Origin of the sequence: Prosthecobacter algae (assembly GCF_039542385.1) — a bacterium.
GTDB lineage: Bacteria > Verrucomicrobiota > Verrucomicrobiia > Verrucomicrobiales > Verrucomicrobiaceae > Prosthecobacter > Prosthecobacter algae.
This window is the reverse complement of record NZ_BAABIA010000006.1, coordinates 49083-69738: the sequence shown is the minus strand read 5'-3', so window position 1 is coordinate 69738 and position 20656 is coordinate 49083. Positions and strand designations below refer to the sequence as shown.

Sequence of the window (20656 nt, the reverse complement as noted above, 5' to 3'; positions counted from 1 at the left end):
AGTGGAGGGACCCGTGCAAACGGGTTCCCTTCGGGTTGAATTTCTGACCCGATGCAAAAATAGTTAGGCCATCACCGCCGCAGCCACTTGGGCGGCTGTGGCTTCATCGTAGAGGCGGGTGATCAGACTGAGGCCGAAAGGAAGGGCGGTGCCTGCGCCGCGTGAGGTGATGATCTGGCCATCCTCGATCACGGCCTGGGCAGGCTCCGCCCGTGTCAGCTCAGCATAGGTAGAGTCGTGGGCGGTGTAGCGGCGTCCTTCCAGGAGGCCAGCATCGTGCAAGACCAGCGGGGCGGCACAGATGGCGGCCACGGTTTTCCCGGCGGTGAGGAAATGCCGGGCTAGCGCTGCCGGACGACCGTCTGCGCGCAGGCTTTTCACGGCAGGACCACCGGGGATGAAAAGAAGATCAAAGGAGTCTGCCTCCAGGTTGGCCAGAAGGGCATCCGCATGGATCACGATGCCGCTGCGACCTGTGACGTGCATGCTCTCGCCCAGGGCCGCCATGACGACCTCCGCCCCGGCGCGGCGCAGGAGGTCCACAGGAGTGATGGTTTCGATTTCTTCAAAACCGTCGGCCAACAGGCAGAGGACGCGCTTGGACATGAGGCAGTGGTAAGGGAGGATTGAGAAAGCTACGACAGGGGGCAGGGGCCGGGCTTCACTTGCGGTATTTGGCGATGGCCTCGCGGATGCGTTCCACGCGGTTTTCCGGGGCCGGGTGGGTACTCATGAATTCAGGTTGGCTGCTGCCTTTGGACGACTTGGCCAGGATCTCCATCACGCCGATCATGGCCTCTGGATTGTACCCGGCTTCGATGAGAAAACGCACGCCAAGGGAGTCGGACTCCAGTTCATCATCACGGCCGTATTTCATGACACGCATGTTGGCGACCATGCCTGCGATCTGCGCCCCCGTGTTGCCTTGCCCATCGGAAAGCAGTACGCCAGCTCCCTGGGCCAGTCCCTGCCAGAGTTTGCTGGTGGCCATCTGCTCATTGGAATGGCGGCCCACAACATGGCCGATCTCATGGCCCAGGACTCCGGCGAGCTGGTCCTCATTTTTAAACAAGCGGAACAAGGCTTCCGTGATGAAGATTTGGCCACCGGGGAGGGCAAAGGCATTGACGGTTTCACGGTCCGCGAGGAGGTGAAATTCAAAGCGGTATGGGGTCTGTCTTGCGAGCGTGCTCTGCACCAGCTTGGCCCCCACGCGGTCCACCAGGGCCTGGGCCTGCATGTCGCGTGACTGGCCGCCCATCTGCCGGATCATCAGCGGGGCGGATTGCAGTCCCAGGGCGATTTCTTCTTCGGCTGTGGCAAAGGCTAGGCGCTGGGTACGGCCAGTGAATTCGTTTTCGTATTCGGTGGTGCCCAGGTAGTGATAAGCCAGGGTACCGCCCATGATGAGAAGGGCGAGGATGATGCGTGGATGGCAGCCGATGCCACGCCGCCCATCACCATCAAACGAAGGGGCCATGTTGCGAAAAAAGCGGGTAAAAAAACGTCCCATGAACCGGATCATAGACGTTTACTTAGCCACTGTCACGGGAGGAGTATCTGTCGACCGCAGGTCTTCACTGGCAGATGGCGCGAGTATGAAGTCACTGTGACATCTGGCTCTTTAGTAAGACTAAAGGTAACTCCCCGTTGCAAAAGGAGTTACTACGATATAGCAGACCTCAATTTGCATTGCCTATGAACCTAATCCGTGCATTTAGCACTATTTCTTGCCTCGGGTTTTCTCTTCTTACGACGGCCATGGCCGCGCCGGCAGATTTGGACCCTGTTTTCCTGAATGGAGTCGGTCTGGGCATCACAGGGCCTACCTATCCCGATCAAGGGCCGACAGGGGCAGTGCAGGCGTTGGGAATACAGCCCAGCGGTGCCATCCTGGTGGGAGGTGGGGGAGGCATGGGCAGGCACAACAATCTAGGAGAGCTGACGGCCCTGAAGCGGCTCCTGCCAGACGGTAGCCTGGATCCATCTTTTGCGCCGAATGGGGCCTTTACCCAGGGACCGCACACGACGGTGATGGGCCAGGTTTCGGAAGTGAATGCCATCCTGGTGAATGCGGACGGCTCCTTTTTCATCGGCGGTGTATTTGAAAATTATGGCCCGGCTAGCACCGTACGGGCCTTGGTGGCGAAGGTGAATGCCGATGGCACGCTGGACCCAACGTTTGTGCCGCCCACGCTGGCATCGAATGGGGCTGGCCGTTATGTGCAGAGCCTGGCTTTGGACAAGAATGGTGGCCTACTTATCGGAGGGGCTTTTGCCGCCGGAGGCCGGGCCAACCTCATTCGGGTGGATGCCCAGACGGGCGTGCAGGACCTGACCTTTGACTCCAGCGCCATGGCGGGGAGCTCCCGAGTGGTGGACTGCATCAGCCTCGCCCAGGATGGCCGGATTTATGTGTCCGGTAGCGCGGGCAATTTTGGCGGTTACCCATATGTTTTTCGGCTCCTACCAGGAGGGCAGGAGGATACCTCCTTTTATGTGCCTTTTGCAAACGAGTATGGCCGGGTAAACCGGGTGCTGGCACTGCCTAGTGGCCAGGTGATCATCGGTGGAAGCCACACTCTTGTGGGTCAGCCGGATGGGGACTTCCTCACGGGACTGACTGCCAGCGGTGCGCCGGATGCAGCCTTCAATGCCAACCTGGGCAAGGGCACCAATGGTTGGGTGGGCGGCCTGCTGCAATTGCTGCCGGATGGTCGCATCCTGGCCGGGGGCATCTTCAATGTCTTCAATGAGACATCGGTGGCCTCTCTGGTCATCCTGAATCCGGATGGCACCCGCGACACCACTTTCACTCCGGCTCCTTACTCGACTGATCGCAACAGCTACCTCACGCACATTTACAGCGCGGTGCCCTTGAATGATGGCCGCATCGTCGCGGGCGGGTGGTTTTCCCGCGTGACGGACCCTGAACTGGAAATCAACAATCTGGTGGCCTTCGAGGGCGATGGCACAACAGGAGCGGGCACACTGAAATTCAGCAGCCCTGTTTACTCCGCCTTGGAAGACGGCGGCAGTGTGACGGTACAGGTGGCCCGCACGGCAGGCATCGCCGGGGCTGTGAGTGTGAACTACGCCACGGGCGGTGGCAATGCGGTGGCCGGAACCCACTACACCAGCAGCAGCGGCAGCCTGAACTGGGCCGATGGTGAAGGCGGCGCCAAGAGCATCACCATTCCTTTGACGGACAATGTGCCGGCCAATGCGACGAGGACTTTTCAGGTCACCCTTACAGGGCCGACCGGAGGAGCCACCCTGGGCAGTGTGGCGGTGACGCAGGTCTCCATTTTGGATGATGATTCACCGCCTGAAATCGTCACACCCCCAGCCAGCGTGACCTTGAACCAGGGGGCGAATCTGAACCTGAGCGTCACGGTCAACAGCACCGTGCCTGTGACTTTCCAATGGCAATACAACAGCGGCAGCGGCTTTGCGAACATCCCGGGGGCGACGTTCCGAAACTTGCAGATCAGCCAAGTGAATCCGCAGAACCATGCCGGGCAGTATCGGGTGGTGGTCACCAGTGCAAACGGGTCCGTGCCTTCAGCAGCGGCGACGGTGAATGTGCTCACGCCTGCGGGTTCGGTCGTTACCACCTTCACCCCTAGCTTGGGCAACAATCGAGCGATTTCAGCGGCTGCCCCAGATCTCCAGGGCCGTTGGATCGTGGTTACCACCCAGAATGGGGCACCATCCGTGCGGACGCTCCAGCGTTTATTAGCCAATGGCACAGTGGATACCTCCTTTACCGAGTCCACCTTCGACAATGGGGTCTCTGCGCTGCATGTGCTGCAAGACGGCAGCATTTTGGCGGGCGGTTTCTTTGACACTGTCACCAGCCCTGCTGGAGGTTCGGCGGTGAGTCGTCCCGACTTGGCGCGATTCCAAGCCAATGGTGCTTTGGACACGACTTACACGCCCTCGCTGCCTGCGGGAAATAACCTGTATGTGGAGACAATTGCCCCGGGGGCCGATGGCACGTTTTATGTCGGTTTTGGTTCCGGCGGCGGGCTTCGCCGCTACTTGGCCAATGGCACGCTGGATAGCAGTTTCACCGCCCCAGTGACTCTGGGCAGCGACCTCCAGGGCAAGGTAGATGCCGTGGTGGAGCAGGGGATTTCCGGCAAGATCCTGGTGGCCCACATGATTGGGCGAAATGGCCAGGGCTTCACCTACAACCTCTCCCGCCTGAATGCCAATGGCACGGTAGATTCCAGCTTTTCGCCAGTCTCCGCCATCGGTGGAGAAATCGAGACCATCGGTCTGTATGCCTTCGGCCAGAAGATCGCGATTGGTGGGCGTTTCTCTGGACTCAATGGTGCCCACAATCCAGGCCCGCGCATGGCGGTGCTGGATGCAGCGGGTACTGCGGACAGCTCTTTCGTCAGTCCATTCAATAACACAGAAGGCAAGGTTTCAGGAATCCTTGACCAGGATGGCAAGCTGGTAATCGCCGGAGAGTTTTTGACCATCGGTGGCAGCAATCTTCGGGGCGTGGCCCGCTTGAAACTGGATGGCAGCATTGATTCCTCCTTTGTTGTGGGCGGGGGCACGAATGGCAGCGTGAACAGCCTGCATTTCACGCCTTCACGCGATGTGTTCATTGCGGGTAATTTTACTTTGGTGAACGGTGTGACGAAAAATTATGCCGCTGTGCTTTTGGGGAATTCTCAGGTGGGAACCGTGGGCTTTGAGCCCGCGCGTGTGACCTACACGGAGGCTGCACGAACGATTACGCTGTTGGTTAGGCGGTATGGCTCCGTCCTGAACCCGCTTTCTGTGCAATGGACCACGGCAGATGCGCTCACTGGCACGACAGCGACGGCGGGCACGGATTACACAGCAGCGACAGGTACCCTGAGCTGGGCACCTGGAGATTCCGAAAGCAAGTTCATCACGCTCACGCTGTTGGCGGATGGCACGCAGGAGTCCACCGAAAGCTTCCGTGTGCTCCTCAGCGATCCGCAGGGGCCGGTGACCACCGGTGCGGATGCTATCGTGACGCTGCTGGATTCTGACACTCCGGTGACCTTCACCGTCCAGCCTGCGGCCAATACAGCGCGGCTGGTCGGTGAAGCCCTGACCCTGACGGCTGCAGCGACGAGCCCGACGCCGATCAGCTATCAATGGTATCTTAATGGCGCGCCTGTGACAGGTGCGACGGGGACGAATCTGAACATCGCGGCCCTCACCCAGGCCCAGGCCGGGCTGTATGTGCTGGTGGCCACGAATGCAGCGGGCAGCTTCAGCAGCGCGGCCGCGCAAGTCATCGTGACAGCGCGGTCGGGCGGCATCTTCGCTGGGCAGGCCACTGCGGGGCGGCCTTCCTTCACCAGTGGCGCTCCCCAGGCCATCGTGGCCACGGACGATGGCGGCGTGCTCATCGGCGGCGGCTTCAGTGCGAATGTGGGGACCAATATCAACAAACCCTACCTCATCCGCATTCGTCCTGATGGCTCGACGGACACAGCATTTCCTCTGACTCTGAACAACAGTGTCCTTGCGCTGCTGAGGCAGCCGGACGGGAAGATCCTGGTGGGAGGCAGTTTTACCAGTCCAGCCACGCGCTTGATGCGGCTGAATGCCGACCTGACTCTGGACACGAATTTTAACACGAATGTGGGCAGCAACCTCAGTGCAGGCCAGGTGAATGACATCGCCCTGGACTCCGCCGGACGTGTGTATGTGGGGATGTTTACGAGTCCTACTGGGCAGATTTCCCGCTTCAGTTCAGCCGGGGTGCTGGATGCCGCTTTTGCACCGGCAGTGAACCAGCAGGTGACCAACATTGCCGTGCAGAATGATGATAAGCTTTTGGTTAGTGGGTTGTTTAGCCAGCTTGCGGGTTCTACGGTCAGCCGTTTTGGGCGGCTTAACACGAATGGAACACTGGACACCACCTTTACCCTTTCCGGGGCCTCCGGTAGCTCCACTTACAATGATCTGCTGGTGCTGAAAGATGGCCGAATCTTCGCGGCGGGTTCCTTGGGAAGCCTGGTGTTTGCTGAGATCAGTAACACGGGCGCTGTGGTGTCCAACCTCGGTTCTGGTAACCAGGTTTATGAACTCTCTCAGGCACCGAATGGCAAGGTGATGGTGATTCGAGCCAGCATCGGTGGCAGCGGCTCGGTTTACCGGATCAAGGCCAGCAATCCGCTGCCTTCGCCGGGGTCCAATGATGGCGATGCCTCCTTCACTGTAGGCACGGGGCCGAATGCAGATGTGAGGGTGGTGACACATGGCCCAGATGGCTCCATCTGGATCGCCGGAGAATTCACGGCTTTCAATGGCGTGACGACGGGCGGTGTGGTGCGACTGGAGGGAGATCCTACAGATCCTGCTATTGTCAATCAACCCGCCAAGGTGGGTGTCAACGGCGGCACCACGGCCCAGATGAGTGTGGGTGCGATAGGGACCAGTCTCACCTACCAGTGGTTGAAGAACGGAGTGCCGCTGGCGGATGGTGGACGCATCTCGGGCGTTACGACGGCCATCCTCACCATCACCAACGCCGGTGTGGCAGATGATGACTTTTACACCGTGGAGGTGACTGGCGGGACACCGACGAACACCGTCACTAGCACTCCCGCAAAGCTGAATGTGCTTTATGCTCCTGTGGTGGTCAGCAGCCCCGCCAATGCAACGCCAGAACGAGGGGCAACGCTGACGTTGTCCGCTGAGGTTTTGGCAGCGACTCCGGCTTCCTATGAATGGCGGCGCGATGGCGTCTTGATCCAGAATGGCGGACGTTATTCGGGAGCCAATACGGCCACCCTGGTGATCGCTGGGGTGAACAATGCCGACGATGGCCTTTACACACTTACCGTGACAAATAGCCAAGGCACGGCCAGCACCACCCCCACCTCTGTGGCGGTGAACCAGGTGGCAGCCGACCGCGATCCTGCACTGGTGGCACTGGGCACGACGAGTACAAACTCGAGCAATTATGTGAATGCCTTTCTGCATCTTCCCGATGGGCGCACGCTCATCGGTGCCCGAGGTAGCATCGCCGGGAATCCTCTCAATGGCGGCCCCACAAATGTTGGGAATCAATTGGTCGTGATTGATGCGGAGGGTCGTGCCACAGGACCTGCTGCAGGCAATTTCAGCGGCAGCAATTCCAGCGTGAACGGATTCTTCCGCCAGCCCGATGGCAAGATTCTGGTGTTTGGCAATTTCACCAGTGTCGCCACCGTCGAGGGCGCTGGGCGCACGCGCCTGTCCCGTCTAAATGCAGATCTCTCTCTGGATACCTCTTTCTTGCCGGTTGGACCTTCCAGCGCGCCTGTGGCGGTGATTGCCGATGGCCTGGGTCGTATCTATGTGGCGGGTAGTTTCGGGGGGTACGGCGGCAACTTCGGCTACAACTACCTCGTCCGCCTGAATCCGGACGGCAGTCTGGACACCACGTTCAAACTCGAATTGAGCGACGATGTGAATGCGATGCAGTTGCTGCCGAATGGGAAGATTCTGGTGGCGGGCAACTTCAACAGCTACGGTCCATCCGGTGCGACCACGACGATCCCGAGCCTCATTCGTCTGAATGCTGATGGCACGCTTGACAATACCTTTGCTCCGGCCTTGCCAGCTGGCCCGATCGCTACCACGGCGGTGGATGCTTTGGGCCGCATTCTTGTTGCTCGCAATGCATCTCCTTTCGGGCTGCTGCGTCTGCTGCCCGATGGTGCGGCTGATGCCTCGTTCAGCTTCACGGAAACGTTGACCAATGCGCCTTCGGTGATGACGGCCTTGCCAGACGGCAAGGTGCTAGTGGGTGGCGGCTTCACGAGCCCGAGGAACCGTTTGTTCCGTCTGAATCAAGACGGCAGCTTGGATGACGGCTTCAATGTTGGCACAGGTTTCAACAACGGCAGTATCACCGCCATTGAGGTGGACTTTCAGGGTCGCCTCTGGATCTCAGGTTTTAGCTTCACCACCTACAAGGGGGTGGCGGCGAACCGCATGGTCATTCTCCAGGGAGATGGGCCGGTGCTCCGTTTCATCACGCATCCAGCCAGCCAAGTGGTGGATGTGGGCACGGCTTCTCTCCAGTTCAGCGCCAGCGCGACAGGCAACAATGGCTTTGCCTACCGGTGGAAGAGAAACGGCATGCCGCTGAATGATGGTGGTCGTGTCTCGGGGGTGACAACGCCGACTCTGACAATCTCCAATATCATCATCGGTGATGCAGCCAATTATACTGTGACCGTCACCAGCCCGGATGATGAAGTGACGAGCAACAGCGCCTTGCTGACGGTGCTTTCTGCACCTGAAATTCTCAGCTCTCCGGTGAGCCGGATCGTGGATACAGGCACCACGGTGACCTTTAATGGCACAGCTCGTGGGGCTGGGACACTCAGCTACCAGTGGCTCTTGGGAGATGTCGCACTGAGCAATGGCAACGGAGTCAGCGGAGCCACCACGCCCACCCTCACGCTCACGGGCGTGGACTTTGCCGATGCAGGCAACTATCGCCTACGCGTCACAAATACCATTTCCACGGCGACCTCGGGAACGGCCAACCTGACAGTGCAGCGCAGGCCGGATGCGCTTGCGGGTGACCGCCCTCAGCCGACTTTCAACAACGAAGTCTTGGCCATTCATTTGTATGATGATGGTTCGTACTTGGTGGGAGGTGCTTTCACCAGCGTATCGGTGAACGGAGCCACCTCCGTCAACCGTGGGCGCTTGGCGAGGTTCCTCTCGGATGGCACGCTGGATCCCAACTTTTCCCCGAGCTTCAACAACACCATCCGTGCGATTGCCGTGGATTCGGAAGGGCGCATCTTTGTGGGCGGTGACTTTACCAGCGTGAATATTGGGGGCACCGTGACGAACGTCACCCGCGTGGCTCGTTTCACCTCAGCCCGCGCACTGGATACGGCCTTTGATACAGTGACGGCTGGCCCTAATCAGGGGGTGTATGCCCTAGCCGCAGTGGGAGATGGCTCGGTTTACATCGGTGGGAAATTCACGCAGATCGGCACGAATAATTCGGCCGCTGTGAACCGGATGGCACGCCTGGGCGCGAATGGGGCCGTTATGGCCAGTTTCACTTCCGGTGCGGTCAATGACGTCAACTGCATTCATCGGCTGGCGAATGGCACGCTGTATGTCGGAGGTATTAGCAACACCTGGGGAAGCAATGCCATGGCGCGGCTAGTCAAGCTTTCCGCCACCGGAGCGCGTGATGGCAACTTTGTCTCACCTGATATTTTCACGATTGTGCATGACGTTTTGCAACTGCCCAACGGCTCTTTGTTCGTCGGTGGCAATGTTGCTGGCCAGCCATATCTGAAAAGGCTGAACGCGGCGACCGGGGCTGATCTGGGATTCTCCATCACAAGCCACAGCAGCGTGGTGAACACGGTGGCGCGGCAGCCTGATGGCAAGCTGCTCTCGGGGGCTAATGCAACCTTCATTCGCATGGACGAAAGCTTCGTCCGTGACACAGGAATGTCAGTGTCCTTGGATAGCCGGGTGAACGACATCGCTGTGGACGCCCAGGGGCGTATTTATGTGGGAGGCAGTTTCACCTCTCTCAATCAGGTGACACAAAATCGTTTCGCCATTCTGAATGGCGGCGAGTTTGATTCCCGCAACGGCCTGCTGCCGCCTCAGACGATCACCTTTGTGCAGCCTGCGAATCGAACCTTCAATCCGGCGGCGAACAGCCTCCAGGTGAGCGCCACATCCAGCTCCAGCCTGCCAGTCTCCATCGAGGTGACCAGCGGTCCAGCCACGCTCAATGGCAGCACCCTGACCATCACTGGGGCAGGGGAGGTGACGCTGACGGCCACCCAGGCGGGCAATGAAAACTTCTCCGCCGCCACACCGGTGGTGCGCACCTTCACGGTGGCCAAGGCGACGCAGACGATCAACTTCGCAGCCCTGTCGGATCGTTCGATGTTTAGCGTTCCTTTCACCCTCAGCGCCACCGCCAGTTCCGGGCTTCCGGTGAGTTTTGAGCGGGTGTCTGGCCCGGCCACTGTGAGCGGTGCCACGGTGACCCTGGATGGAACCGAAGGTGTAGTGACTGTGCGCGCCACCCAGGCTGGAAATGCAAACTACGAAGCCGCCCAGGCGGTGGAGCACAGCTTTATCTCCCTGGACACGCCGCCCTCGCCTGAACCGCAGACGATCACCTTTGCCCCGTTGGCAGACCGTCTCGCCACAGCAGGTCCATTCACACTCAATGCCACGGCCTCATCGGGGCTTACGGTGGCTTTTGAGCTCGTCTCCGGCCCTGCCATGTTGGTCGGCAATACCGTCACTCCTACAGGGCCCAGTGGGACCGTCACCATCCGCGCCACCCAGCCGGGCAATGGGACTTGGCTGGAAGCTCCAGCAGTTTCGCGCAGCTTCTTCATCACTGGAAACACCCCGGTGGTGCCAGTGGCACAGACGATCACCTTCACTCTGCCGCCGACGCGTTATCTCAGCGAGGGCACCGTGGCCCTGAGTGCCTACTCAAGTTCCGGATTGGCAGTGAGCTTTGAGGTGGTCTCCGGCCCTGCGGATCTTTCCGCACCTGGGATGCTGACCTTGACCGGAGTGGGCACCGTCAGTGTCCGCGCGGTGCAGGCTGGCAGTGCCGCCGTCAAGGCCGCTGCGCCGGTGATCCGTAGCTTCAAGGTGCTGGCCGATCCCACAGGTCTGACGCTGACCAATTTGACGCAGACCTATACAGGATCGCCCATCGAAGTCGGCTATGTCGGGGTGGATGAATCGGTGGAGGTCACCATCACCTATGCGGGCAGCGAAACGCCGCCGACCCAAGCTGGTAAATATGCAGTGGTGGCCACTGCGGGGGCTGTGAAGAAAACTGGCAGCCTCGTCATCAACAAAGCGCCGCTGACGGTGACGGCAGACAACCAGCGCAAACTGGTGGGCCAGCCAAATCCACCCCTGACCTTAAGCTACTCGGGCTTCCTGGCAGGTGACAGTGAACTGACCATTTTTGATGATCCGACGGCCAAGCCGGCCGTGAAGCCACCGGTGCTGACCACCACAGCCAAAGAGACCAGCGCGGGTGGGCTCTACCCGATCAAGCCTGCCGGAGCGGTGGCGGTCAACTATCTCTTCATCTATGTGAATGGCACGCTCACGGTGGATACCTTTGCCGGCCAGTATGAGGCCCTGCTAGCCAGCACCGGAGGCAATGCACTCCCGGCGGCGAAGGCGGAGATCACGGTGGCAGCCACGGGCAAAACCTTCACAGGCAAGCTGACCACAGCGGGTGAACTGGCGGCACTGCCGTTTAAGGGCAACCTAACCACGGATGTGGAAGAAGAAACCGTCACGGGTCAGGCCACCTTCAGCAAAGGCACCAACAGTTATGTGCTGGATTTTGTCCTGCCCTTGCAGGGTGAGTTTGAAACCACACTGAAGCTCAATGATACCGTGGTTGCCGCCACCCTGGACGGGCAAAAGCTGCTGGTGCTGGCGAAAGGGCAGACGCTGACTCACGTGGGTGCCCACACGCTTCTGCTGGGCTCCGGGCTGGTGATCGACACTTCCGTTATGCCAGTGCCAGAGGGCGTGGGTTATGCCACGGCCACGGTGGATGCCAAGGGCACCCTGAAGCTGGCTGGCAAACTGGGCGATGGCACGCTTCTCACGGCTTCCTTGGCGGCAGACTCTGAGGCTGGTTATCGTCTCTTCCTCCTCCCTTACAAGAGGTTGAACAGCTACATCGCGGGCAACATCCCGCTGCAAAATCACCCGAACCTGGCTGGCCGCAAGTATGTGGGCTTCGACGCTGAAGCGGACCTCGTTTGGCAGAAAGCGCCCGAGACCAAGGACAAGTCCTACCGTGCAGGATTTGGCCCTCTGGCCTGCCGGATCATGCTGGATCCCTGGCTGCCGCCCACGAAGGCCACCAAGACCGTGGCCGCCATCACCTTGGCGAATCGCCTGGGGCTGAACCCGACCGGGCAGCTCACCGTGGCTCACGGGGCCTTCACCAGCGACTCGTATGACGATTTACCCGTATCGGTCACGGTGGATGCCGCAGGCAAGGTCGCCGTGGCGTCGCCTGTGACAGTGCCGGTCAATGCGACCAAGTGGAAAGTCACGTTCACGGCTACGACGGGCCTGTTCAGTGGCAGCTTTGTCCTGTCGGACATAGTGGCAGGCAGAGCTGTGCCACGCACGGTCCCATTTGTGGGCATTCTGCGCCAGCCTGTGAATGAAACGGAAGGCATCCTCGGTGGCGGGCATCTGCTCCTGCCAGCCTTGTCCACGGCCCCGACCAATGAGCAGGTATCGTGGCCGATTGAATTCCAGAAGCCTTGATCTGGGTACCAGCCTGGATGAATCACATTCTTGGCACCACGTCATCTACGGATGGCGCGGTGCTTTAGTCGGCACCTGATGCGGTTTAGCCTTTTTCGGAAAGTCAGTTCAAGGCACTTCTACCAGACTGCGGGCGCGGGTGATCTTCCCGATGCGGCGGATGGAGATGTGGGCAGTGGCCGCATGTTCGCTCTCGATGGAGTCACGAATGCGACCACAGTAGTCGTCCCACGATTCATCGGGTTCGATGTGAGATTCGACCTCCATGACAGTTCTCACGAGGGTTGCATAATCAACCCCTGGGAATTCATTGTGCAGATTTTGCAGCAAAAAGCGCAGCCTCGTCGGGTCAAGTGATGTGCTCATACGGCAGACTATCGCACATGAATGTTAATTTGTGTGTATTATTTTAAAAAATTAACTTTTCACAGCCGAATTGGTTTCAAATTTGAATTTAACGACCTCTGATTCGGCTTTGAATGTACAAAAAAGTGGCCTGTTGCTGTCTTGCTAAAAGATGAAAGCCACCTTTCACGGCCACGCAATTCCATGGCCAATCTGAAGGCCATTTGTGGAAGCCGTGACAAACCCGCTCAGGCGGATTTTTCTACCGGAGCAGCCTTCTTTGGCGTGCCCTTGAACAGCTCTTTAACAATGCCGATGCCCAGCAGCTTCATGGTGTCGAAGTAGCTGCGTGCGATGTCTGCCGTGAGGAAGGCGAGGTAAACATCGTTGGAGGGCAGGGTGCTGTTGGAGGCATAGTACACGGGCTTCTCAAAACCTCGGTACTTGGACTTGTGAAAGGCCAGCCCTTTGAAGTTGTAGATCTCGCCGCCGAACCGCTGGCTGACCTGGAAAAACCAGCGTGTCATCAGGTCGTCCGAATAGATGCCGCGCTCCAGGTTCGTGAACGGGCATAACAAAAGGTTTAGTACTTCCACGCCCTCAGTTTTAAAGGTTTCCATGGCCACCATGTGGACGGCGGTGGCCAGACGTCCATAGCGGGCTTCATCACAGCGGACGGTGTTTGCTGAGTAGCCAAAGACCTTGCCGTCGCGGTACATGGGATCGTAGAACACGTAGCCGATGGCGATGCCTTCCTTGTCATAGGCGACAAATTTGCGGACGTCGTGCTCCTGCTGGTAGACTGGGCGGCGGGCATAAATCCAGATCTCACGGTCATTGACCTTTTTGCCTTGAAGCCATTTGGAGGAAAGGGCGTTCAATTGCTCTAGCGGCACCTTGGCGATGTCAACTTCCTCAATCCGGATGCCTTCGCGCTTCGCTTCGTTGCGGGCGCGTTTGATCATGTCGAGTTCCTTCCAGTTGCCCTGGGTATTGTAGGTCTGCACGGGAAGTTCAGGCTCATACCCCACGCAGTTCACCTTGAAGCCCATCTGGCGGAGGACTGTGGCGCATCGTTCTGAAACGACGCCAAAGACGGCTGCAGGGAACTCTTTGAGAAAGGCAGCGATGAGGGGCTGCAGATCTTCAGGGGCGCAGACGGGATCTGTCAGGGCGATGCGTTTGGGCTTGCGGGCAAAGACAGGGTGAGTGGCCGTGATAAAGGCGATGTAGCCAAGCTCATGGACAAAGTATTCCATGCCATGCTGGAGCGTCGCATATGAAAGCGCCTCACAACCATGCTTTTTGATATGGCCTGATAGTAAAGACCATTTCTCCTCATGATTGAAATTTTCAGACTCTTTACCTAAGATTGAGCGCATGATGGGGGAAGGCTGATAGGTGTACACCTTTTCTGCGAAGACGCTAGGCCAGATGTTCGAGAAGCCAATCTCCTGTGAGATCAAAAACGCGCTGTCTGTTGCGGTCTAGGTGCCCAGCGTGACCATTGCCAGCGACGACTTCGACTTGCTTGACGCAAGTGAGGGCATCGTGAAGTCGGTAGGCGGTGCTGACGGGGTCTAGATTATCTTGCTCTCCCCAGATGACGAGTGTGGCAGCTTTGATTTTGGAAACCCGCTTGATGGTGTTCACAAAGAAGGCGTGACCCGCGCCAGGCAGGGGGAAATTGGCAAAGGCGCGCCGTTTGCCTGGGTCCACCTTCAGGCGTTCATTGATCTCGGGATCTGCGGCGAGTTGGACCTCTTCGAGAAGTTTCACGATGGAGATGCGCAGGTCTTTGCCCGTCAGCAGGCGTTTGAGGTAACCGACACCACAGAGGGTGCCCATTGTCAGCGTGATGGACCAGGGAAGGGTGTTCATCACGGTGGCATCCAAAGCCACCAGTGCGCGGAGGCGGGGATCAATGGCGGCGACTTCCAGGATGGCGGTACCGCCTGAGGAAAGGCCAAAGGCACCGATTTTTTTCGGGTCCACATCGGGCCGGGTCTCCAGATAATCCAGCGCTGCTAGCAGATCTGCCACCCATTCGCGGATGGAAACGTGGTAGGCATGCCCGCCGCTGGCACCATGGCCGTGCATGTCCAGGAGCAGGCAGGAAATGCCCTGGCGGGAGAGGCTGCGCGCCATCTCAAAGTAGTTTTCCTTAAACTCGCCTGCGCCGTGAGAGACGATCAGGGTGGGGCCGGAACGGGCAGTTTCACTGGGGACAAAGCAGCCGTGAATGTCCACCCCCAGAGATTTGAAGGTCACCAGTTCCCATCGCTCATCCACAGACTTGTCGGGTCTGTGGGTGTAAGATGGTGCAGGTTGGTTCATTATTTGTTAATCGCACTAATACCATCTTAATTATTTTTCATCAAAGCTAGAATTCTTCCGATTGTCCTACGGAATGCACGGTTTTGTGTGGGATTTCCTACAAAAAGTCTACAAAACCACTGAAAATAAGCCAAAATGTCCCAAATTTCTTCCATAGAGAGCCTCGATGGAGGTTAGTGACTTTGGAAGATTAGAGGAAAATCATGAATGCCATAAAAACTGCCACGGCACAGGCAATCAGCACGGCACCCGCGGCCATGTCTTTGACCTGACGGATCTGCTCATCCCGCTCCAGGGTGATCCGGTCGCACAGTTTCTCCAGGGCCGTATTCAGAAGCTCGGCCACCCAAACGAGGCCGATGCAGAGACCCAGGCAGCCCCATTTCCAGGTGGGCAAATTTTGAATTAGCCCGAGGGTCGTCACCGCCAGGGTGGCTGCGAGGTGGATCTGAAGATTCGGCTGGCTGCGCAGAGCGGTGCCGATGCCTGTCAAAGCTGGCCCAAAACTGCGCAGGACTCTGGCCAGCCAGGTGACCATGCCCTAAGAGCCTGCGGTGGGTTCCAGGTTGGCGCTCTTTTGCTCAGGGGCAGATTGGTTCACCATCTGCCGCATGGTTTTGACCCACATCGGGGCGTCGGGATGGCTTGGGTTTTCCTTGATCACCTTCAGCATGTCAGCCAGGGCATTGATGGTGGAGGGGCCTTTTTCATAGAGAAAGAGGGCGCGCTGCCAGCGAAGGGCGGGCAGTTCATTTTTGGTCCAGAGCTCAAATTCTGGGGCAAACATCTGCTCCTTGCGGAAGATGCCCTCGGCATTGATGCGGGCATCCCATAGGGCAGGGAGGCTGTCTTTGCTATCCACCGCTGCCAGTGGCAGCAGAGTCTGCATGTACATGCTGCCGACGTCTGCCGCGCGGGGGCTCCATTCTTTGCGGTTCAGGTAGCGGTTGAGATTGAATGCCTCGACGATCGGGTTGTTGTTATTCAGGGCATTGTTGAGCCTATTATAGGCCACCCCTTTGAGCTTGGGCGCGGCGGCGACGACGGAGTTGATGTATTCCTGCAGCTTGGGCACCATCTTTTTAAATTCATCGTCTTTGGCCTCATGAGCCTCAAGGGTGAGAATGAGGTACTGAATGCCCAGACGTATGGCGAAAGCGGCATCGCCGTTGTCATCGTTGTTACCGCCCTTGGCATTGCGCTGCATGCTGTCCATGCGCTTGCGGGCATCGGATTTGTCCACTTCCTTGCGCTCGCTGTTCACGATGTTGTCGCAGTCCAGGTAAAGGCTCATGGCGGCCTGGTCGCTGGCGGTGCCTTCACGAAGTTTGGCCAGGATGCCGGAGAGGTTGCTGCCGCGCATTTGCAGGATCTGGGTTTCCAGTTCCTTGAGCTGCGTCATCACGGAGTTCACCTGGGCCTCCGTCAGGGTCGTGCCTGGCTGGGGCACTGTCGGGGTGGCCGGTGCCTGGGCGTGGGCGGCAGGGGCGAGACCGACGGCCAAAAGTGCGGAGGTGAGGAGCAGGGACTTCATGGTGGGTGGCTGGGAGTGGGAGAAGAGCGCTAGATGCCGGGTGGTGGCATTTAACGGCCTGTGCTTGCAACAACGTGCACGATGAGAAGTTTCATTGAACGAATTTTACACTGGTCACATTTCTTTATCTGCAATGGGGTCTTGCGCCGGGAGGCAAGCCTGCGCATTAGCATCTTTCCATGAACTGGAATCAGCCATTGCGCTTTCTGCCCATTTACCAAACCCGCGTTTGGGGAGGCCGAAATCTGGAGTCTCAGTTTGGCCGCTCTTTGCCGGATCCCCGGCTGCCGTATGGGGAGTCCTGGGAGATCTGTGACCGGGCCGAAGCGGTGAATGAGGTGCGCGGGGAGGAGGCTGCGGGAATGACGCTGCATGAGCTGTGGACTCAGCATCGAGTGGCGGTTTTCGGCGAGGCTTTGGCCAGTCATCCTTCGGCGCGGTATCCGCTGCTGATGAAGATCCTGGATGCGTGCGACGATCTTTCCATCCAGGTGCATCCGCCTGCGGCCGTGGCGGAGGAACTGGGGGGGGAGCCGAAGACGGAGATGTGGTATGTGGCCCAGGCCCAGCCGGGTGCGTGTTTTTATGCCGGGCTGCGGGCCGGGGTCACTCGGACTCAGTTTGAAGCAGCGCTTCAGGATGGCAGTGTGGCCGATCTGATGCACGCCATCCGGCCTGCGGCGGGCGACAGCTTGTTTCTGCCGAGTGGCCGCCTGCATGCCATCGGTGCGGGGCTGGTGATTTTTGAGGTTCAGCAAAACAGCGATACCACCTACCGGGTATTTGACTGGAACCGCGTCGGCCTGGATGGCCAGCCGCGGGAGCTGCACATCGGCCCCTCGCTGCGCAGCATGAATTTCGACGACCACGAGCCGGCCATGCAACTGGCGCAAGCAGATGGCACCTTGGCCACCTGTCCGTTTTTTGAGGTTCGCCAGGGCGACCCTGCTTCCAGTCTGCTGGGCCGGGAAGGGGAGCACCTGACGGTGGCCGTGGTGGATGGGGGGCTGAGTGTCAATGGCTGCCCCCTGGGGAAGGGGGATTTTGCCCTCATTCCGGCACAGATGACGGCGGCAGAGCGGCAAATCACGGGCCTGAGTGCCGATGCTTGCTGGCTGGAAGTGCGAATTCCAGTTTCCACCAGCGGCGGAGTGTGAGAATGAAACCCGCCGTTCCGGCAGCTTGACGTTCCCTTTACACGCCTTTAGTATCTTGTTCCGATGAGAGAACCTGTTCTTCCCAGACTGTCCGCTTGCGCCCTTGCGGCAGCATCATTGTTTCTTCTGCCCACCAGTTCCCCAGCTTTCCTGGGACTGTTCGAAAAGAAGGGCAAACAAGCCCCCGGTGCCGATGAGCGCCAGGCCCAGGAAGCCCAGGCGACTGCCCTGCTGATGTCTGCCCGCGAAGCGCAGAATGCAGGCAAGACCGGCCGCGCCCAGAGCCAGTATAACGCCATCGTGAAGCAGTATCCGTTCACGATTGCCGCCTCGGAAGCTGCTTACGCCAGCGCCCTGATCACCCGCGCCAATAGCGACGTGACGAACTCTTTCGATGCCTTTCAGAAGTTCATTGACGATCACCGCTCCAGCGCCCGTTTCAATGATGCCCTCCAGCAGCAGTATGAACTGGCGGAAGAAGCCCGTGGGGGCCGCCGCCAGCGCGCCATGCTCATCCTTCCGGTGAAGATGGGCGGCGAAGAAGTGATCAAGCTTTATCAGCAGATCATCAAGAACGCGCCCTTCGGCAAACTGGCACCTTTGGCCCAGTTCAGCATCGCAGAAATCTATCAGGATCTGGGTGAGAAAGATAAGTCCGTGCTTGCCTACCAGAACGTGGTGGAAAATTACCCGAACACCAAGCAGGCCAGCGAAGCCCAGTTCCGAATCGGCTCCATCAGCAGCGTGGCCGCCAGCCGCAGTGAGGACAAGTCGAACCTCGTGGCCACCCGCGATGCGCTGACCACCTACATGTCCACCAACCCTAAGGGGGACCGCGCCAATGAAGCTGAGATGATCCTCCAGCAGGTGAATGCCGCTGAAGCCACGCAGTCCCTGGCCGTCGGTAAATTCTACCAACGCATGGGCAAGACCAAGGCTGCTGCCATCTACTTCAACGAAGCCCTGAAATACGGTTCTCCTGAAGCCTCGAATGAAGCCCGTGAACTTTTGGCCGAACTGGCCGCTGCGGACCCTGAAGCGGTGGCAGATGCCAAAAAAGGCCAGCCCGACCAGGACTACACCATCCCAGGTGCTCGCAACCTGAAGACGCGTGATGACTACATCGGCCCGCTTTCCCCGGAACTGACCCGCCTGGGCCAGAAGCCGAAGATGCGTGCTGGCGACGACAACTTCCTCCCAATCCCGATTCAGGAGCCCACCCTGCCATTGACCCCCGGCATGGCTCCTGTCGGTGGCAGCCTGCTGCCTCCTGTGACGGAAGAGAAACCCGCCCTGTTGCCAGTGCCTGCCGCGCCTGTGGCCCCCGGCATCCCGCCACAGCCGCCTACGAGCCTGCCTGTGCCGCCGAAGCCTGCTGCCCCGGCCAACTGATCTGCCGTTTCTCTTTCCAGCCTGATCTTCTTTCTCTCCCGGATGAAAATTTCTCTCCTCGCCTGTGCCTTTGGTTTGGTGGTGTCTCTCACGGGCTGCGCGGGCTACCAGCTCGGCGGTCAGAAGCCTGCCCACCTCACGAACGTGACGAAGCTGGCCATCCCGACGTTTGAAAACCAGACGCTGGAACCCCGCCTGGGCTCGCTGGTGACCAATGCCATCATCAAACAGATCCAGAACAGCGGCGGTTATGAAATCGTCTCCATGGAAGATGCGGAAGCGGTGCTGGATGGTAAGGTCATCAATGTGGACCGCTCTCAGTTCCGTTCAGACCGTCGCAACGTGCTCCGCACTTCGCAGCTCCTCATGACGCTGCGCACGGAATACGTCATCAAGGATGCCGGCAGTGGCAGCACCATCCATCGCGGCCGCAGCTCGGCCGATTCCTACACGATCCTGGATTCCAACGTTCAGAACTCCGAAGCGCAGGCGCTTGAAGACGCGGCCCAGCGTCTTGCCGCCAACGTCGCGGCTGACATCACCGAAGGCTGGTGATGAACGAAAACGACCAGTCCCCGAGTCCGGCGCCGGAAAGTCCCATTGAGGATCCCTGGCGCACGGATGAAGACTCCACGCGGGTGGCGGAAGACCACCTGCCTGCCGAAGGGACGGCGGAGGAAGATGAGGCCTTGGCTGATTTTCTGCCCAGCAGTCTGCAGCCTGCCCTTTATTTGGTGGGCACGCCCATTGGCAATTTGGCAGACATCACGCTGCGCGGATTGCATATTCTCAAGTCCGTCAGCGCCATTGCGTGTGAAGACACGCGCCATTCGGGCCGCCTGCTTTCGCATCATGGCATTCGTTCACGACTCATCAGCCTGAATGAGCACAATGAAGCGCGGCGCATTCCGGAAATTGTCGCCCAGCTTCAGCAGGGCAGCAGCGTGGCGCTCATTTCAGATGCAGGTATGCCCACGGTTTCAGATCCGGGGCAGCGGCTTGTGCAGAGTGTCGTGGCTGCGGGGTTGAGAGTGGAGGGAATTCCTGGCCCGAGTGCCGTGCTGACAGCCCTTGCCGCCTCTGGCCTGCCGACCACTCCGTTTTATTTTGGCGGCTTTTTGCCACACAAAAAAGGCCAGCGAAACACTGAGCTGACAGCCGCCGTGGGCCGAGACTGCACCAGTGTGTATTTCGAGAGCCCCTACCGCATTGTGGATACCTTGGCGATGATTGCGGAGCAGGCTCCGGAGCATCGGGTGGTGGTCGCACGGGAGTTGACGAAGAAGTTTGAGGAATTCCAGCGCGGTCCGGCCCGGAACGTGCTTTCTCATTACCAATCCAAGACACCCAAAGGCGAAATCACCCTGGTCATTGCCCCGCGTGAACTTCCGAAATGGGTGACCTGGTGACCTCCAACCTGGTTCCCATGACGAATGACGAAATCCGAACGCCCCGGCCTAGCCGAATGATGTGCGGTGCTTTGCCTGCCATCTTTTTTGCTCAGCCTCTTGGCGTTTTGACATCGGCCCTTTCGTGATGATCAGAACTGCTTTTCTACGCCACCCCTTCCTCT

12 protein-coding genes are annotated in these 20656 nt (G+C 58.9%); 5 read left to right on the top strand and 7 right to left on the bottom strand.

Annotated elements, in window-relative coordinates:
• Positions 1 to 63: 63 nt before the first annotated feature.
• Positions 64 to 606 carry a DJ-1 family glyoxalase III gene (locus tag ABEB25_RS14975; RefSeq protein ID WP_345737227.1) on the bottom strand — a complete coding sequence of 181 codons (543 nt, stop codon included), beginning with the start codon at positions 604 to 606 and terminating at the stop codon, positions 64 to 66.
• Positions 607 to 661: 55 nt separating this feature from the next.
• Positions 662 to 1480 carry a M48 family metalloprotease gene (locus tag ABEB25_RS14970; protein WP_345737226.1) on the bottom strand — a complete coding sequence of 273 codons (819 nt, stop codon included), beginning with the start codon at positions 1478 to 1480 and terminating at the stop codon, positions 662 to 664.
• A 281-nt stretch (positions 1481 to 1761) separates the two neighbouring features.
• Between ABEB25_RS14970 and ABEB25_RS14965 the strand changes: the two genes are divergently transcribed.
• Positions 1762 to 12318 (top strand): immunoglobulin domain-containing protein, encoded by a 10557-nt coding sequence (locus ABEB25_RS14965; protein ID WP_345737225.1) that lies wholly within the window; start codon positions 1762 to 1764, stop codon positions 12316 to 12318.
• A gap of 108 nt (positions 12319 to 12426) precedes the next feature.
• Here the strand turns inward: ABEB25_RS14965 and ABEB25_RS14960 are convergent, their stop codons facing one another.
• The 5 genes from ABEB25_RS14960 to ABEB25_RS14940 all read right to left on the bottom strand — a co-directional run bounded on the left by ABEB25_RS14960 (position 12427) and on the right by ABEB25_RS14940 (position 16534).
• Positions 12427 to 12684, bottom strand: coding sequence for a hypothetical protein (locus ABEB25_RS14960; protein ID WP_345737224.1), 258 nt, complete (start codon positions 12682 to 12684; stop codon positions 12427 to 12429).
• A gap of 227 nt (positions 12685 to 12911) precedes the next feature.
• Entirely contained in the window at positions 12912 to 14045 is a 1134-nt protein-coding gene (locus tag ABEB25_RS14955; protein ID WP_345737223.1) for a phosphatidylglycerol lysyltransferase domain-containing protein, read from the bottom strand.
• Between the two features lie 43 nt (positions 14046 to 14088).
• Complete coding sequence (locus tag ABEB25_RS14950) at positions 14089 to 15000, bottom strand: alpha/beta hydrolase (protein WP_345737222.1); 912 nt, start codon at positions 14998 to 15000, stop codon at positions 14089 to 14091.
• A 190-nt stretch (positions 15001 to 15190) separates the two neighbouring features.
• Positions 15191 to 15538: a diacylglycerol kinase family protein gene (locus ABEB25_RS14945; protein WP_345737221.1), complete on the bottom strand. Its 348-nt coding sequence runs from the start codon at positions 15536 to 15538 to the stop codon at positions 15191 to 15193.
• 3 nt (positions 15539 to 15541) lie between these two features.
• A complete protein-coding gene (locus tag ABEB25_RS14940) occupies positions 15542 to 16534 on the bottom strand; it encodes a hypothetical protein (RefSeq protein WP_345737220.1) in 993 nt (330 codons plus the stop codon).
• 179 nt (positions 16535 to 16713) lie between these two features.
• Here ABEB25_RS14940 and ABEB25_RS14935 point away from each other — a divergent pair, with 179 nt between their 5' ends.
• From ABEB25_RS14935 to rsmI, 4 genes are all read left to right on the top strand, one after another.
• Positions 16714 to 17691 carry a type I phosphomannose isomerase catalytic subunit gene (locus ABEB25_RS14935; RefSeq protein ID WP_345737219.1) on the top strand — a complete coding sequence of 326 codons (978 nt, stop codon included), beginning with the start codon at positions 16714 to 16716 and terminating at the stop codon, positions 17689 to 17691.
• Positions 17692 to 17808: 117 nt separating this feature from the next.
• The gene (locus tag ABEB25_RS14930; protein ID WP_345737218.1) at positions 17809 to 19083 is read left to right on the top strand and encodes a tetratricopeptide repeat protein; all 1275 of its coding nucleotides are present in this window, start codon (positions 17809 to 17811) and stop codon (positions 19081 to 19083) included.
• Positions 19084 to 19125: 42 nt separating this feature from the next.
• The gene (gene lptE, locus ABEB25_RS14925; protein ID WP_345737217.1) at positions 19126 to 19638 is read left to right on the top strand and encodes an LPS assembly lipoprotein LptE; all 513 of its coding nucleotides are present in this window, start codon (positions 19126 to 19128) and stop codon (positions 19636 to 19638) included.
• On the top strand, positions 19638 to 20492 hold the full coding sequence (gene rsmI / locus ABEB25_RS14920) for a 16S rRNA (cytidine(1402)-2'-O)-methyltransferase (protein ID WP_345737216.1): 855 nt from the start codon (positions 19638 to 19640) through the stop codon (positions 20490 to 20492). The genes lptE and rsmI overlap by 1 nt, the downstream gene beginning before the upstream one ends.
• Positions 20493 to 20656 lie beyond the last annotated feature (164 nt).